The organism is Gelidibacter maritimus (genome assembly GCF_014062315.1).
In the GTDB taxonomy this organism is placed as follows: Bacteria; Bacteroidota; Bacteroidia; order Flavobacteriales; family Flavobacteriaceae; genus Gelidibacter; species Gelidibacter maritimus.
Map to the genome: position 1 here is coordinate 1 of NZ_JACGLT010000004.1, position 16473 is coordinate 16473.

The 16473-nt window shown below is 42.6% G+C and carries 10 protein-coding genes; 2 read left to right on the forward strand and 8 right to left on the reverse strand.

Features of this window, described 5'->3' with window-relative positions; all coding sequences use genetic code 11:
* The 5 genes from H3Z82_RS06250 to H3Z82_RS06270 form a co-directional block, all read right to left on the reverse strand.
* Positions 1 to 518: HYR domain-containing protein (locus H3Z82_RS06250; protein ID WP_182203775.1), on the reverse strand; the 518-nt coding region annotated here is incomplete at its 3' end.
* A 1247-nt stretch (positions 519 to 1765) separates the two neighbouring features.
* The gene (locus H3Z82_RS06255; protein WP_182203778.1) at positions 1766 to 3655 is read right to left on the reverse strand and encodes an OmpA family protein; all 1890 of its coding nucleotides are present in this window, start codon (positions 3653 to 3655) and stop codon (positions 1766 to 1768) included.
* A gap of 10 nt (positions 3656 to 3665) precedes the next feature.
* Positions 3666 to 4607 carry a PorP/SprF family type IX secretion system membrane protein gene (locus H3Z82_RS06260; protein WP_182203780.1) on the reverse strand — a complete coding sequence of 314 codons (942 nt, stop codon included), beginning with the start codon at positions 4605 to 4607 and terminating at the stop codon, positions 3666 to 3668.
* 17 nt (positions 4608 to 4624) lie between these two features.
* On the reverse strand, positions 4625 to 8659 hold the full coding sequence (locus tag H3Z82_RS06265; protein ID WP_182203782.1) for a gliding motility-associated C-terminal domain-containing protein: 4035 nt from the start codon (positions 8657 to 8659) through the stop codon (positions 4625 to 4627).
* 44 nt (positions 8660 to 8703) lie between these two features.
* On the reverse strand, positions 8704 to 11286 hold the full coding sequence (locus tag H3Z82_RS06270) for a LysM peptidoglycan-binding domain-containing protein (RefSeq protein ID WP_182203783.1): 2583 nt from the start codon (positions 11284 to 11286) through the stop codon (positions 8704 to 8706).
* Positions 11287 to 11767: 481 nt separating this feature from the next.
* Between H3Z82_RS06270 and H3Z82_RS06275 the strand changes: the two genes are divergently transcribed.
* Positions 11768 to 12328, forward strand: coding sequence for a type 1 glutamine amidotransferase domain-containing protein (locus tag H3Z82_RS06275; RefSeq protein ID WP_182203785.1), 561 nt, complete (start codon positions 11768 to 11770; stop codon positions 12326 to 12328).
* Positions 12329 to 12471: 143 nt separating this feature from the next.
* Positions 12472 to 12726, forward strand: coding sequence for a DUF7218 family protein (locus H3Z82_RS06280; protein ID WP_182203787.1), 255 nt, complete (start codon positions 12472 to 12474; stop codon positions 12724 to 12726).
* A 354-nt stretch (positions 12727 to 13080) separates the two neighbouring features.
* Here the strand turns inward: H3Z82_RS06280 and H3Z82_RS06285 are convergent, their stop codons facing one another.
* The 3 genes from H3Z82_RS06285 to H3Z82_RS06295 form a co-directional block, all read right to left on the reverse strand.
* Entirely contained in the window at positions 13081 to 13587 is a 507-nt protein-coding gene (locus H3Z82_RS06285) for a hypothetical protein (protein WP_182203788.1), read from the reverse strand.
* 9 nt (positions 13588 to 13596) lie between these two features.
* Positions 13597 to 13971 carry a DoxX family protein gene (locus tag H3Z82_RS06290; RefSeq protein WP_182203790.1) on the reverse strand — a complete coding sequence of 125 codons (375 nt, stop codon included), beginning with the start codon at positions 13969 to 13971 and terminating at the stop codon, positions 13597 to 13599.
* An 81-nt stretch (positions 13972 to 14052) separates the two neighbouring features.
* Complete coding sequence (locus H3Z82_RS06295; RefSeq protein ID WP_182203792.1) at positions 14053 to 16464, reverse strand: alpha-ketoacid dehydrogenase subunit alpha/beta; 2412 nt, start codon at positions 16462 to 16464, stop codon at positions 14053 to 14055.
* Positions 16465 to 16473 lie beyond the last annotated feature (9 nt).

Here is a 16473-nt window from a genome sequence, read left to right on the forward strand (position 1 = left end):
ACCGTAACATCAGCAGGTACGCCGACAAGGATTGGATCCGTTGAATCGATAACTGTAATAGTCTGCGTATCAGTAGCTGTATTCCCGCCGTTGTCGGTTACAGTCCATTCACGTACAATAGTTCCGATACCGTCCACGACAGTATTACTGATTTCAGAATAGCTGACCGTAAGTGTCGTATCGCAGTTATCTGTAGCGGTTACTGTAGGTACCGTTGGAATGGCATCACATTCTACCGTAACATCAGCAGGTACTCCAACAAGGGATGGTGGCACATCATCATCAACAGTCACATTAAAACTACAAGTCAAACCTGTGGCTTCATTATTATTATCACGTTCTTCATAAGTAACAGTTGTTATGCCCACCGGGAAAATATCACCACTACCAAGAGAGGTAATTAAAATCATACTACCACTAGGAATATCTGTCGTTGGTAAAGTATAGGTAACCACAGCACTACAAGTCCCTGGATCAGCATTTTGAGAAAATGAAGTAGGACAATTAAAAACAGTCATAGAAGAAGCCTCCCTCCTTGCAAAACTCCTCTCCAAATCCTCATCAATCAGCGTCTTTATAAAAGATTGTTCTAATTGATATAAAGCATTATGGGGATCACGAATTGAAGTGTTCTCGGCCTTGGTATGGAATGAAGCCCCGGTAATAAGTGTTAGCAAAATCAATTGCAGAACGTAGCGGTAATTTTTTTTCATAATCATAAAATAATGTTAACACAAAAATCCATTCCAACTGTTTTATCAAAGGAATAGAAAAACGGGAAATGCTTAAATTCACCGCTCAGCGAGGGATATACAAACATAAGTGCATGGAGTAGTCGGAAGAAAAAAACTCGTTGAAATGCTATTATAAACTACAAGTGAATGGATACCTGTTAAACAGTTGTTAATAGAGATGTAATTAATTGAGCGTTAGACGGCTGAAATTGCGAATATGGTGGTCGGAGATTGGCGGTTGTGGGTTGGTGGTGGGTTTTCGGATGACTGTTGTGGGGGATGTTGTCGGTTTAAATAATGTGCGGTTGTTGGCCGATTAAGTGCATTGTGTTCTTGGCGTGCAGTCTTGCGACATTTGCGGTAAACCTTAAAAAATGATTGTCCAAGGTTCAAAATGTTGTTCAGAGTTTATTTCCCGTCTGCACATCGTTCTACTCGTTCGGTCCCGCCTGTGCTCAGATACCGCCTATTAAGTTAAATTACACTTCAATATTCGGCGTTCAGCTTTCGATATGCGATATTCAAGATTTAAGGACGGGTCAAGGCTTCTATATACGTTATAGATAGTGCATGGATACGCCATAGATACGCCATGGATAGTGTATGGATAGTGCATGGCTAGCGTCAGTAGAAAATCGCAATTAAATTCGAATAAAAATATGATGTGCAATTATCACTGATTGCTATGAGTAATTCGATGCCCTTTTTGTCAGAAATCCATGAGTAATATTTCTTTCCGGCAAGAGCTTATCTGCGAAAATCCGCGTAATCTGCGGGAGAGAATTCGAGTCTTCCAACCGCAGTCTTCGGTCCTCGGTCCTCCGTCATCCATCATTCCAAGTTCAAACCTTTCAATTCCCCGCCTTCGTTTCACTACCCACCTCTACATAACTTTCGGGCCAGTGGACGCGCAGTCAGTTTCAACTTCAACTCCAACCTCAACGTCCCATCCTCTCCGTGAATCTCCGTGCATTCTTTGCGACACTCTGCGAAACATTTTTCAGGCACACCAATCACACCAATCAAATCCTTTATTTTAGGATCAAGAACTCACAACGTCTATTGATGGAATGTTCAGCTTCGGTACAGTCATCGCCACAATCCACAAGTGGAACGTGTTTGCCGTAGCCTTTAGAACGTAAGCGTTTGCGGTCAATGCCATTCTCCACCAAATACTCAAGTGTGGCTGCAGCTCTATTATGCGAAAGGTGAAGGTTGAACAAATCGGACGATCTGTTATCGGTATGCGCTCCTAATTGGATTTCCATGCGCGGGTATTTGTTCAGGAGATAAACCAAAATATCCAAAATGCGTTCTGCCTCTGGTTTGATGTCGTATTTCCCGAAATCAAAATAGATATTCTCCAGTTCAATATAAATATACCCATCATCCTTGGTCACAACAATGTCTTCGGCATCGTCATAAGATTCAATGGAGAGCTCAATATTAAAGGTGATGTTGCCATCGTCATTGGTGGTAAACTGTTCGGTGGTCGGGATATAAAAATTACGATGTGCCTCAATGGAATAATCCTTGTTGGGTTGGGTGTTGAATATATATTGAGCATCTTCACCCACAACCATTTGGTCCACTAAAACATCATTTTCGTCAAATAGAGTAACCGTGGTCCCCGGGAGCAGATCCTTTGAAACTTTATCCTGCACATAACCTTCCACTGTAAATTGACGTTCGTTTTCAGTGCGTGTAAAAGCATACAGATTGTCATGGCCCATCCGGTTGGAAGCAAAATAGCCCGTGTCATCATCTTCTTTGAGCACATACCCAAAGTCGTCCATTTCAGAATTGATGGTTGCACCAAGATTCAAGGGTTTGGAATAGGCATTATTGTAAAATTTACTCACAAAAAGATCCAATCCGCCCATGCCTTGATGGCCGTCAGAGGCAAAATAAAGAGTGCCTTCTGCGCCCACAAACGGAAACTGTTCTCTATGGGCGGTGTTGATGGTTTTTCCCAGATTAACGGGTTCACTGTAGCTTTCGTCCACATACCCTTCGAAAGGTTGGATTATATCCACATAAAAAATATCAAATGAGCCTATGGTTCCTGGCATATCACTTGAAAAATACAATCGTGTGTTTTCAGGATTGAGCACCGGGTGTTGGGTAGAGTAGTGGTCGCTGCTAAAAGGGAGTTCGGTAATGTGGGTCCAGACGTCATTTACCAATTCTGCTCTATATAATTTAACCGTGGCCACAAGTTCTTCGCCAATATGCACACGATTTTCACTGGTTCTTGAAAAGTACATGGTTTTGCCATCCTTGGTAAACGTGGCGTTACTCTCGTGGGTTTTGGTATTGATGTCTTCGGAAAACGGCTGGATATTGACTAGTTTCTTATCCTTGGTCACTTCGGCTTGATATAAATCTAAATATGGCTGTTTATTCCAACTGAAGATTGGATTTTCACGATTTCTATACGATGAGAACACGACCTTATCGCCATAGTAAGCAATACCAAAATCGCCCGTTCGTGAGCTTTGGGTCATGATTTGAATCTCGTAATTATACGGCACCAATTGGCTGAGGTTGGTGATGAATTTTTCGGTATCAACGGCAAAGCCTAAGTATTCACCCATAATTTCATCGGCCTTGGCGTAGTCTTTAACCCCTTTTAAAGCTTGGGCATACCGGAAATAGACCTCTGGTTTCAGACTGTCTTTATAATGGGTAAACAGCCCTGTGTAAGGGGTTCTTGCCAATTTCATTTCAGAATTGTAATAATAGGAATCGGCGAGGTTTTGAAGCACCTCTTGACTTTGACCAAGGGTTTGGTACATTTTTGCGGCCTCAACATACGATTTTTGTGCAAAAAGCTGGTTGGCCTTTTTAATGCTCGGTCGTTGCGCATGGACCGTCCAAGAGGCAGCAAGTAAACAGAGAAGTAGGCAAACGTTTTTCATAGCTAATATTTTAGAAAAATCTTGGCGATTTATCATATCCTTTCGGGGTTCCTAATCTATTGATGTCAAATAAAATCATAATTTCATGCGATCCTGAATTGAATTTCCCCAAATTGGAAAGGGTATAGTCGTAAGCATAGCCAATCCGTAGCGATGGGTTAATCCGGAAGTTGACCAATCCCGATACCGCATCATCAAGACGATAGCCTGCGCCAACCTCAAGCATATTATTGAACAGTACGTTGGCCGTTAGGTCAACCGATACTGGTGCGCCAGATACCGCTTTGGTCATAAAGGCCGGCTTTAATTTTAAGTTCTCATTGATATCAAACACATAACCGCCGGTCAGAAAAAAGTGCATCTCTTCAACACCGTTGGCTACAATGCCACTATTATTTTCAAGATGTTTAGAGTTCAAAAGGTTGGGTGCTGAAAGTCCGACGTAATAATTGTCCCCAAATAAGTATGCTCCTGCGCCAATATTTGGGAATGTTTTACTCAGGTTATTGGCAAATGCGGGGTCTGGCAAGACGTCAGAATAGATAAAGCCATCAAAATTGGTGTTGAAAAAAGTGGCACCCGCCTTAACCCCCAATGATAGTTTGGTGGCGTTGCCCAGGTTCAGGATATAGGCGAAATCGGCATAGACGTTGGTTTCGTTCACCACATCACCAATTTGATCGTTGACCACCGAGAGGCCTACCTGAATTTTTTCCTGCAACGGGACGTGGGCAAAAAAGGTACCCGTGGTTGGTCCGCCAACGGAACCCACCCATTGTGCGCGGTACAAAGCGCCCAAATTGATGTCGTTTCCTTCAGTAGCATACGCAGGATTGATGACACTCATATTGTACATATAATGGGTGTACTGAGGGTCTTGTTGCGCCATAGTGGATATCCCTGCCATGAGCAGCAAACCGAGGATTGTATATTTTAAACGTTTAATTATCATAGATACCTTTATTCAGATTACCTGCTCAGGTAGACTCTACCTTGTATCGTTTTATTGTTAGTGTCTTTGAGTTCCAGAATATAAAAATAGACCCCTACCGGCAATTCACCATTGCCAACTTCCCGTCCTTGATTGGAGGTGCCATCCCAATCTGGCGTATTGTTGTCGCCTTTAAAAAGGATGTTGCCGTAACGGTTATAAATTTGTAATTTGAAATTCGGATACAGCCCTCTTAGGTTTATAATCACAAACTCATCATTGATGGTATCGCCATTTGGACTAAAGCCATCGGGAATAATAATTTCTAAAGGTTCGCAACTATCAATACTAATGGTTGCCGCCAATCGGATACCAGTGGTACAGCCGTTAGTGGTGCTATTTTCCGCGTAATAGGTGTTGCCGTCCACTAATGGCGTGTCTTCAGGGTAGGGATTGCCATTTTCTAAAGCATCATACCACGTGATGTTTTCGGCGTTGGTTAAATTACTAGTTAAATCGGCAATGGTTGGCGCAGCGTCATCGCAAAAGGATGCGCCATCTTCAATTAATTGTGGGGTTGGTGCTTGTTCTACATTGAAATCTACCGTTGGAAGCGTGCCGGAGGCGGTACCGCAATTGGTTACCGGATCCAATAGGTTTAAAATGGTGAAGGTTGTTGTTCCCGCCGTTGTTAATTCCGATGCCGGTAGATTAATGATCGTACTGCCATTAGCGATAGTAACGTTAATGGTTTGCTCAGTCACGTTGGCTCCGGATAGCGCATAGTTAAGACTGTAATTGCCGTCATTAAGTTGACTTGCATCCGATAAGGTGATGTCAAGCGCCTCATCCAAACAGATGGTATCTGCAGTTAAGCTGAGTCCGCTGATGTCTGGTTGTGGTATCAGCGCCACAATTACTGTTGCTGAAACCGTGCCACAGATGGTGGTTACCGAATAGGTGTAAGACCCCGGAGCATCTTGCGTTGGATCAAAAACACCGGTACCACTTGACAATGCAGGCGTCCATGTGCCACCAGCGTCTGGAGTGCCGCCAAGACTGTCGATAAGGTCTTGGGGCGCATCGTTGGTGCAAATTGCCAATCGGCCATTGGAACCCGCTTCTGGAACTTGTGCGATGGTAACGGTTACGGTTGCTGTGGCATCACTACAAGGAGTCATTCCTGCAACAGTATAGGTATATGTGCCGGCGACATCTTGAGATGGGTCAAATATACCCGTTCCGCTTGCCAATGCTGGTGACCAGGTGCCACCCGATTCTGGATTGCCACCTAAGCTGTTGAATAAATCTTCTGGAGCGCTTTCTACACATAAAGCTAAACTGCCGTTCGTGCCAGGATCTGCTTCAGGGTTAATGCTGACTTCGACGGTTGCAGAGGCTTCTCCACAAGGTGCTACGCCCTGTACGGTATAAGTATAGATGCCTGCTGTATCTTGCGTTGGATCAAAAACACCCGTGCCACTGGCCAATGCGGGCGACCAAACACCTCCAGTTTTAGGAGTTCCTCCCAAACTATCAAAAAGGTCTTGGGAAGTGTCATTGCTGCATAATACCAAACTACCGTCAGTTCCAGCATCCGATAACTCGCTAATAGACACCGTAACCGTTGCGGTGGCATCGCCGCAAGGTGAAATTCCAACAATGGTATAGGTATAAACGCCTTCCGCATCTTTCGTCGGGTCAAAAATCCCTGTGCCACTTGCCAGTGCTGGCGACCAGGTGCCACCCGCTTGTGGATTGCCGCCCAAACTATCAAATAAATTCTCAGGTGCACTGTTCATACAAAGGGTTAGGCTCCCATTGGTTCCAGGTTCAACCCCAGGATTAACGGTAACTTCTACTATTGCCGAAGCTGCGCCACAAGGAGCTGCGCCTTGGACAGTATAGGTATAGATGCCTGCTGTATCCTGCGAGGGATCAAAAACACCGGTGCCACTTGCCAATGCTGGCGACCAAACACCTCCAGCATCCGGACTGCCACCTAAACTTTCAAAAAGATCTTGCGGAGCATCATGGCTACATAAAATAAGGGTGGCGTCGGTTCCTGGATTGGGCAACGGATTGACGGTTACGGTAACGGTTGCTGTGGCATCAGCGCAAGGCGCAACTCCAGAAACCTTATAAGTGTAAACGCCTGCCGTATCTTGCGTCGGGTCAAAAACACCCGTACCACTGGCCAATGCTGGCGACCAGGTGCCTCCAGTTTCTGGTGTGCCACCCAAGCTGTCAAATAAATCTTCAGGGGCACTATCAATACAGAGCGCTAAAGTCCCATCTATTCCAGGCGCTGCTTCGGGGTTGATGGTAACAGTTACCGTTGACGATACCGTCCCACATGGAGCAGGGCCTTGAAGCGTATAGGTGTAAACGCCTGCGGTATCTTGCGACGGATCAAAGACACCGGTGCCACTTGCCAGGGCAGGCGACCAAGTACCTCCAGTTTCGGGTGTGCCTCCTAAGCTGTCAAACAGATCGACAGTGGCATCATTGCTACATAAGATCAAATTGCCATTTGTACCAGGATCGGGTGGCGGAATTGTGGTGACGGTAACCGTTGCTGTGGCAGGACCACAAGGTGAAATTCCGGTAACGGTATAGGTATACACACCATCTGCATCTTGCGATGGATCAAAAATTCCTGTTCCACTTGCTAGTGCTGGTGTCCAAGTGCCACCTGATTGTGGTGACCCTCCTAAACTGTCAAATAAATTCGTGGGTGGACTATCAAAACAAAGCGTTAAGTCGCCGTTAGTTCCTGGATCAACTTCAGGGTTGACCGATACTTCTACTGTGGCAGTAACATCGCCACAAGGTGGAACACCCTGAACGGTGTAGGTATAGGTGCCTGCGGTATCTTGAGCGGGATCAAAAACCCCAGTGCCACTTGCCAAAGCAGGAGTCCAAAAACCACCAGGTTCCGGCGTACCTTGTAAACTGTCAAAAAGATCTTGTGGGGCATCGCTGCTACATAATATCAAGGAACCGTCCATACCGGGATTAGGCCCTTCAATAACGAAGATACTAATGGTGGCGACGCTGGTAGGACAATCCTCAGAACTGACCGAATAACTGAAAACATAAGGACTGGCAGCGGAGCTCATGGAAGTTACATCAACTGTTCCTGTTGTGCCGTTGGTAGTTGGCAAAGGGCCGGACCAAACACCATTGGTGTCTGGGGTTCCTAAAAGGGCGTCAAATAAATTAATTGATCCGGTACTGGTCAATCCGGATTCGCAAATTTCCATTTCACCATTGCTACCTGCATCGTTTGGTTCGGCAATTTCAACCGTCACTTCAAAACGCTCTAAGCTTTCACAAGGAAGGTCGCGGGTAGTGGCGAAATAACTTTCACCATCCACCAAAGGCGTTGAAGGGTCTAACGGCGATCCTGACGAAAGGGTGCTATACCAATTATTGTTTCCTGAGGCTACTAAATCGGCAACGGTAGGTTGTATGTCACCACAAAATATTTGATGCGCTTCGCCTGTGGGTACAGGTACCAAACCAACGTTCACAAAAACAGAAAGTCGTGACGTTCTACAGCCTGTATCCGGATTGGATTGATTGACGTAATAAACGGTGCTATCCACTAAATTGGTGCTCGGATCAAGCGGTGTACCACCAGTGGCCTGGCTATACCATTGGAGATCGTTTCCTATAGCGTATAAGTCGGCAATGGTAGCTTCTGACGGGTCGTCAACACATACCCCCTGAAAACCCAGTCCAAAAGGGACGCCGTATATAACAATGTTTACAGGTTGGCGTGAGCCACAAGTTCCAGAACTGTCATCAGCATAATACGTATTGCCATTGACAAGACCCACAGTATTTGAAAGGGGGGTTGTTGATGTGCTGGTCTCATACCATCTGATGCCGCCACCATTATCAGTAGCTACAAGATCAGATATCTTAGGTGCTTCAATATCACAAAAGCTTTGCGTCGGATTGGTGACCGTCGGACATTGACCAAATGAATGTAAGCTAACGCCAATAAAACAAATGAAGGCAACTAAAAGTTGTGTATAAAGATTGGCTTTTGTAATTTTTCTCATAAGCATAAAAGGCGATTCACTAAATCAAAACCAGGTCTTTAAAATTAATTGGCTTCCCGAACGTTGGCTTCTGAATCATATTGTAAAATGTAAATACCCTCATTGCTAAAACCCCCTAAATTGTTTTTTTCATAATCGAATTTCAGCTGCGTGTATTCGGTGATATCTCGTTCAGCAGAATTTTCAAAGGTTTGCTTTTGGAGCAGTCTTAACAAGCTGTCAAATGTAATATCAAATCCTAACATAACATTTGCCGAAGGCAGTAAATTATATTTTTTTTGATATGCACTTAAAAATTGTTTTGAACTTGCGGTTGATTTGGCAGGAATTAGCGACGGGAAAACCATATTTAAGATGCGGAATCTTTTTTCGGATACATGACCATCTTCTGGGATTAATGCCGATTCCAATACGGCCAACTGAATATTGAAGTTGGAAAGTTCGCTTAAAAGAGTGTTGGTGGCATTTAAAAAGACACTGGTTCTTTCGCTGTCAATAACCACAACATTACGTTGGTCTTTTTTAAGACTGGCAATCAATTCGTTTTCACTAAAGGAACCGTTTTTTTTGATGCTGACAAATTCTGCGCTTGGTGCGTGTTCAGAAATAAAAGCCTTGCTTTCGGCACGGTTGGCGTCGTTAAGCACAACAATATGGGCACCTTTTGAAAGGATATAATCAAGGGTCTTTTTTCGTTGGAAATCCACCGAAGGCACAGCGCTATACAAATTGTTTGCGGTGCTTTTTGAAGCTATCGGTGATGCGCTGATGACAGGAGTCTTGCTTTCGGCCGTAAACGCGGCTACATCTTCTTCCACAGTGTCATAAAACGGTAGGATGATGGCATCATAGTTGGTAACTCGGCCTTCTTCAAGCAACGGCATAATTTTAGAGGTCCGCAGGTTGCTTTGTGCTTCAATAATATCAACGTTTAAAGAAAGATACATTTTTTTGATGGAGTCAAAAGCAATATTGGCACCTTTATAAAACTCCAAATGAACCCGTTTAAAATCATCGGAAACGTCCTTAAAGTTGTCATTGTTCCCATCAAGGCTTTGATATTCCGCTTGTGAAAATGGAAGAATAAAGAGCAATCGCTTTAGTTGGGAAGTGTTTGCAGTGGTGCTTAAATCGACAGGAACCGAGAAGTCCCGCGGCACCTTTGCCGTACTTAAGTTCTCTGAAGGTGGTTCAAAAGACGTCACAGATTTAGGCATTTTGATGACGGTGCCTGCTTGTACGGATTCTTTTAATTTCGGATTTAAAATAAGAAAATCGGCAATAGACATGCCCGATTTTGCCGCCAATCCATAAATGGTTTCCTTGGGTTGGATAGTGTAGGCGATGTATTCCGTGGCTGATATCTCCGATGGTGTGGCTCCGGTGGCGGTTTCGATTTGCTTATCTGAAGTGGTTACCGCTGGTTGTGATTCTTGTTTCTGAGTGACCGTTTTTTTTGCTTCTGCCTTCTGGGTTACAACTTTTTTAGGGGGAGTAGGAACGGCTTTCTTTTTATCAGGAGTTTCAACAGTGGTGACCTCCGGATCTTTAGGTGCGACTTCAGAATCTTTTGTTTCTGTCTTTTCTGCAACGACCACTTCTGGTGTTTTCGATTTGGCCTCCGCTATTTTGGGCTGTGTTTTCGGCGTATCAATAGTTGTCGCGACTGTTGGCGTCGTTTTCTTTGGCTCTGATTTACCGACTTCTTCTTTTGTTACTGGGGTTTGATCAACAGGATTTGTGATGCTCTGCTTAACAGGAGCCTGAGCGCTAGACGATGATCCTGAAGCCGATGGCATCGTGATGACATGGCCTATTTCGAGCACATTGGCAATATGAGGATTGTTGCGCTCCAATTGGCGGATAGACGTATTAAACCGTCTGGAAAGTATGAATTTTGTATCGCCATTTTTTACAACGTAGCTGACGGTATCACCAGCAACACCCAACTGATCACTACTTGGTATCCATAAGGTTTGACCAGCAATTAATCCACGGGACAATATTCTCGAATTGGCGTTCTTTAATTGGTCCACCGTCAGACCATTGGCATTGGCGATTCGGGCAAACGTTTCACCGGCACGGACCAAATGACGTTTTCCGTCGGGTGCCATACGGGTCGTTTTTGATGAGATTTGCGGTGAAGTCGGTGTAGCGTGTTCGGGATTAGAACTGCCACTTGATGTTTTTGTCGAGACATACGAAGGCGCAGGATATATTTCCAAAACATCGCCGAGGTTTAAGCCTTCAATAATCTGTGGATTCTGTGATTCGAGTTGGGTTATGGTCAGGCCAAACCGTTTTGATACGCTGAATTTGGTATCGCCCTTTTTAACGGTATAGCTGATTGAAGAGGATGTTACCGATGCTTTTATGGAATCGGAGGCGCTTTCAAGGATTGGTGTTTTTATTTTGCTTTCTGGAATCAGAAGTACGGCGTCTACATTAATGCCATTAATGATCTCTGGATTCATCTTTTGAAGATCGTAAGGCGTGACGTTGTATTTTTTCGCAATGGAAAACAACGTTTCGCCACTACTCACGGTATGCTTTTTAAGGCCTTCTTGAGCAATGCTTGAATAGAAACATAAGAATAATAGCGTAAAACATTGAAAAAGTCGCTTCATTTTATTCGCTAATGTTTAAAGGTTAAGTCAAGATCATAATAATTCCGATAAAAATACCAAAAAATCCGTCAAGAGTGCTATTTCATAGTAAAAATATCAATATTTTTTTTAATTGTAGGAAAAATCGTAGTTTTTATATTATGGGTTTTGGCGTGTGATTTTTGGGTTTTGAATGTTGAATTCCTCAATTAATTCCAAATTATCGGACGCTCAGAACCTGGTTAAAATAATTGGCTTTTCCTTTTTTATCGCATATCCATATTGGAGCATCAAAATTCCTGTGTCAAAAATGAATGGTTGAGCTATTTTAACTTCATCGGTGTACGCCCATAAATTCAATTTATTATACAGTCACCTATATTTTTTTGATTTGTTAACATCTTATGCTAAGCTTAGGTTAAAGCCGCTCTATGATTTTTGTATGGGTTGTTTTTTTGTTACTTTAAAAACAAATCAAATATTAATCTTAAAACTATATATTATGGAAAACCTAAATAAAAAGACTGTTGCAATTTTAGCAACCAACGGATTTGAAGAAAGTGAATTAACTGAGCCGAAAGCAGCTTTAGAAAAAGCAGGCGCTGAAGTCCATATCGTTTCTGAGAAATCAGGAACTATAAAATCTTGGACCGATGGCAATTGGGGATCAGGGTTTAATGTTGACAAAACTTTGGATGAGGTCAATCAGAAGGATTATAATGCCTTGATGCTTCCAGGTGGCGTGATTAATCCGGATACTTTAAGAAGAAACCCAAAGGCGGTGAATTTCATCAAATCGTTTTTTGAAAATCAGAAACCGGTTGGTGCTATCTGTCATGGTCCTTGGTTATTAGCTGAAGCTGATGTGCTTAAAGATCGAAAAATCACCTCTTATAGTTCAATAAAAACCGATATGATCAATGCAGGTGCCAATTGGGTAGATGAAGAAGTGGTTGTGGATGAAGGTCTGGTGACCAGTAGAACACCAAAAGATTTACCAGCGTTTAACGCCAAGTTGGTTGAAGAGGTCTACGAAGGTAAACACGAAGAACAAACAGCATAATACCGATGCATAATACCGTCAATGATTTTAAATGTGGCCATTTGTCACAAATGACCTTTAAATAGTATTTCAGTGATTGGGTGGCGACATTTGAGATCTCATGGTATTTATGTTCAATTTTTAAAACTTAAAAACAACGAAAAATGGATGAACAAAAAAGCCATGGACCAAGCATAAAGGATGACGAACGCTACGAAGCTCTAAGGGACGAAGGGTATAGTAAACAAAAGGCTGCCAGGATTGCCAACACCAAGAATCCGGGCAAAAAGGGAGGCAAGGCCGAAATTTATGAAAATCGAACGCGAAGTGCCCTTTATGAAAAAGCCAAAGAAGTAGGCATCAAGGGCCGTAGTAAAATGAACAAGGACGAATTGATCCACGCCCTACGAAATAATTAAGAGCTTCATAATTAAGAGCTTCTTGGGAATCTATACTGATAGTTCTCGGTTGGAAGTCATTCTTATTTAAATAAAATACGTCAGACACTGTTAATAGTGTCTGACGTATTTTTTTATTCTAAAACCTGGTAAACTATTCCATTAATTTTCTCAAGTCTTACAAATTGGCATCGAAGGTTTCTTTTGTTGAGGAATGGATACGATTTTCAATCTGTTTTTAGAAGCTTATGGCGCTTTAATTCCTTGTGATTAGTTTGGTAAGCAGATTTTTAGGATGGCGAAAAGCACGTAGTTTACATTATGAACCACGGCGAAAAGAGTAAAGGTGTAGATGTTTTAGTGCTGCTTTGACAATCAGCGGTGGTGCCGTTTGAAAGTATGATCTACCGTGTTTAATTCTTCCAACTTTAAATTATAATCGTACTGCAAGTCTTCGTGCAAGCCGTCCACAATTTTCCTGATGGCCAAAATTTGACGGTCATAGATATTGTTGAGCGCAATATTTTTAAAAATAGAAGGTTGAAAGTCTTTAAGAACAGCGCAGAAATGAAGCAGTAACTCTACTTCGGTCTCTTTTTTTAACGAGTATCTGGCAAATTTCTTAAGATTCCTTAGAATTTTCCGGACACTCTTTTTTATATAATAGTAACTGTTGGTGTTGATGTTTTGGAACTGTTCGTCAATCTCGGTTTTTACCGTTTCAATATAACCCGCTTCGTCATGCGATTCAAATAATAAATAAGTAAGCAGTTCCTTGTTTTCCTTTTTAAATTTGGAAAGACGCAAACAAAGCTCCAGTAATTCTTCTGGAGAACGGTGTTTTAATTCTTTCCTAATAGTAACAACCGAAACTGCTTTCATTTAAAACTGTTATTTTCTGTCCACTGAATATTTTCCAGCACCAGCCAAAGCAATGGCAATGAACCCGATTAAATATAATAAGGCTTTTTCCTTCGTCCCAAAACTGTCTTGGGCATGTACAATAAAGGCAGCTACAGCCATGGTGGCGATAGCGGGTATGGCTGATATTCTTGTTTTAAATCCGATTAATACCAAAATTGGCGCCACAACCTCTCCGATGAGCGCTAAAATAAGCGATACCACATTGCCTACACCAAGAGGGTCAGGAAAACCACTGGGATTTTCGAGAAGGATATTTATTTTAGGAACGCCATGGGTCAATAACATTCCTGAGAAGCCTACTCTTAAAACAGCAAGCGCCAAATCATTAAATCTAGTTTTCATTTACAACTGGGTTAAAAAGGTTAGGGTTAAATTAGAAATAAAATAAAGTCTTCATTTCCAAAAAAACAAGGTTTTTTAGAATTATCTCAATTTTGGATATTTGTTAGGATTGACTTCATGCATCACAGCATAAACACTTTCAAAAATATCTTCTGCTGAAGGTTTTGAGAAATAATCGCCATCTGTGCCATAAGCCGGTCTGTGCGGACGGGCGGTCAAGGTTTTTGGCTGACTGTCTAAATATTGGTAAGCGTTTTGTTCGTCCAAGATAGCATTGAGAAGATAGGCTGATGCCCCTCCTGGAACATCCTCATCAATGACCATCAGTCGGTTGGTTTTGGCGACACTTTTTACAATATCATGATTCAAATCCAAAGGCAATAAGGATTGTACATCAATAACTTCGGCGTCAATACCAACTTCCAACAATTCTTTGGCGGCTTGTTGAACCAATCGTAGGGTGGAGCCATAGGAAACCAAGGTGATATCAGTTCCATTTTTAAGTGTTTCTACAACACCAACCGGCGTTTTAAACTCTCCCAAATTCGTTGGTAATTTTTCTTTGAGTCGGTAGCCATTTAAACATTCAACCACCAATGCAGGCTCATCACATTCTAAAAGTGTGTTGTAAAAGCCAGCGGCTTTTGTCATATTCCGAGGGACTAAAACATGCATGCCTCTTATTAAATTCAAAACACCTCCCAATTGCGATCCGGAATGCCAAATACCTTCCAATCGGTGGCCTCTCGTTCTTACAATCACAGGGGCTTTTTGCTTGCCTTTGGTCCTATAATGTAATGTGGCAAGATCGTCGCTCATAATCTGAAGTGCGTATAGGATATAGTCTAAATATTGAATCTCAGCAATTGGGCGTAACCCGCGCATCGCCATTCCGATGCCTTGGCCCAAAATTGTGGCTTCCCGGATGCCTACATCAGCAACCCTAAGTTCGCCATATTTTTCCTGTAGTCCCTCTAAGCCTTGATTGACATCGCCAATTTTCCCGGCATCCTCACCAAAAATTAGGGCCTGTGGATATTTATTGAATAAAAAGTCAAAATTATCGCGAAGTACCAATCTGCCATCTACAACCTCTGCCTCCGAATCATAAGTCGGTAGGACTTCCTTAATATATTGCGCTGATTTTTTGGAATGGCTATATAAATGGGAGCTGTAATGTGGCTGAATCCGTTTCATATAGGCGTCAATCCAATCATGGAGCATTTGTTTTTCGGTAGAGGTTTCGGAAATCACATATCGCAAGGATTTTCGAACAGCGGAGGCAATGTCTTTTCTAATGGGATCGGAAACATTGGCCAACTCTGTAATCACACGGTCAATAAATACTTTATTAACGCTGGAGTTTGCTAAATTAGTGATTAGTTTAAGGGCTTCTTGCTGTTCCTCCTTTATAGGGTTTTGATAGGCTTCCCAAGCTAATTTTTTGCCTTCCCGTACTTGTTTTTTGATGTTTTTATCTATGGTATCCAGTTCCAGTTCTGTGGAAATATTGCTGCTAATAATCCAATCACGCATTTTACGGATACAATCATTTTCCATCTCCCAATCCAAACGTTCCTTAGTTTTATAACGTTCATGAGAACCAGAAGTGGAATGGCCTTGCGGCTGGGTCAATTCAACAACATGAATCATGACTGGCACATGTTCTTCTCTCGCTATTTTTGAAGCACGCTGGTAAGTTTCAACCAAAGCCACGTAATCCCAACCTTTAACCCTCAAGATTTCATAGCCTTTATGAGCATTATCTCGTTGGAAACCTTTTAAGATTTCTGAGATATTTTCTTTGGTCGTTTGGTGCTTGGCATGTACGGAGATGCCATATTCATCATCCCAAATGCTAATGACCATAGGAACTTGTAATACGCCAGCGGCATTAATGGTTTCAAAAAATAAACCTTCGCTGGTACTCGCGTTTCCAATGGTGCCCCAAGCTACTTCATTGCCATTTTTTGAGAATTTTGGGCTGTGGATGCCCTTGACCTTTCTATAAATTTTTGAAGCTTGCGCCAATCCTAAGAGTCGCGGCATTTGCCCAGCAGTGGGTGAGATGTCCGCACTTGAATTTTTTTGTTCCAACAGATTTTTCCAATCGCCTTTTTCATCCAAACTGTGGGTGCCAAAGTGACCGCCCATTTGGCGTCCTGCCGACATTGGATCGTGTTCAATATTTAAATTGCCATAAAGTCCAGCAAAAAACTGTTGAATACTCAAAGCACCAATGGCCATCATAAAGGTTTGGTCACGGTAATAGCCAGAACGGAAATCGCCGTTTTGAAACACCTTGGCCCATGCCAGTTGTGGGACCTCCTTACCATCGCCAAAAATTCCAAATTTTGCCTTCCCGGTTAAAACCTCTCTTCGGCCTAATAAACTGCATTCTCTGCTGGTTACAGCAGTTTTGTAGTCTTGGAGGATTTCATCTTGAAATTCCTCAAAGGATATGTCTTTGGTTGTTTGTGGCGTCGTTTGCATATAGTGCTA

Coding starts and splice junctions, on each gene's coding strand:
- H3Z82_RS06260 (WP_182203780.1), bottom strand. CDS start 4,607: ATGATAATTAAACGTTTAAAATATACAATCCTCGGTTTGCTGCTCATG.
- H3Z82_RS06285 (WP_182203788.1), bottom strand. CDS start 13,587: ATGAAAGCAGTTTCGGTTGTTACTATTAGGAAAGAATTAAAACACCGT.
- H3Z82_RS06255 (WP_182203778.1), bottom strand. CDS start 3,655: ATGAAAAACGTTTGCCTACTTCTCTGTTTACTTGCTGCCTCTTGGACG.
- H3Z82_RS06290 (WP_182203790.1), bottom strand. CDS start 13,971: ATGAAAACTAGATTTAATGATTTGGCGCTTGCTGTTTTAAGAGTAGGC.
- H3Z82_RS06280 (WP_182203787.1), top strand. CDS start 12,472: ATGGATGAACAAAAAAGCCATGGACCAAGCATAAAGGATGACGAACGC.
- H3Z82_RS06295 (WP_182203792.1), bottom strand. CDS start 16,464: ATGCAAACGACGCCACAAACAACCAAAGACATATCCTTTGAGGAATTT.
- H3Z82_RS06275 (WP_182203785.1), top strand. CDS start 11,768: ATGGAAAACCTAAATAAAAAGACTGTTGCAATTTTAGCAACCAACGGA.
- H3Z82_RS06270 (WP_182203783.1), bottom strand. CDS start 11,286: ATGAAGCGACTTTTTCAATGTTTTACGCTATTATTCTTATGTTTCTAT.
- H3Z82_RS06265 (WP_182203782.1), bottom strand. CDS start 8,659: ATGAGAAAAATTACAAAAGCCAATCTTTATACACAACTTTTAGTTGCC.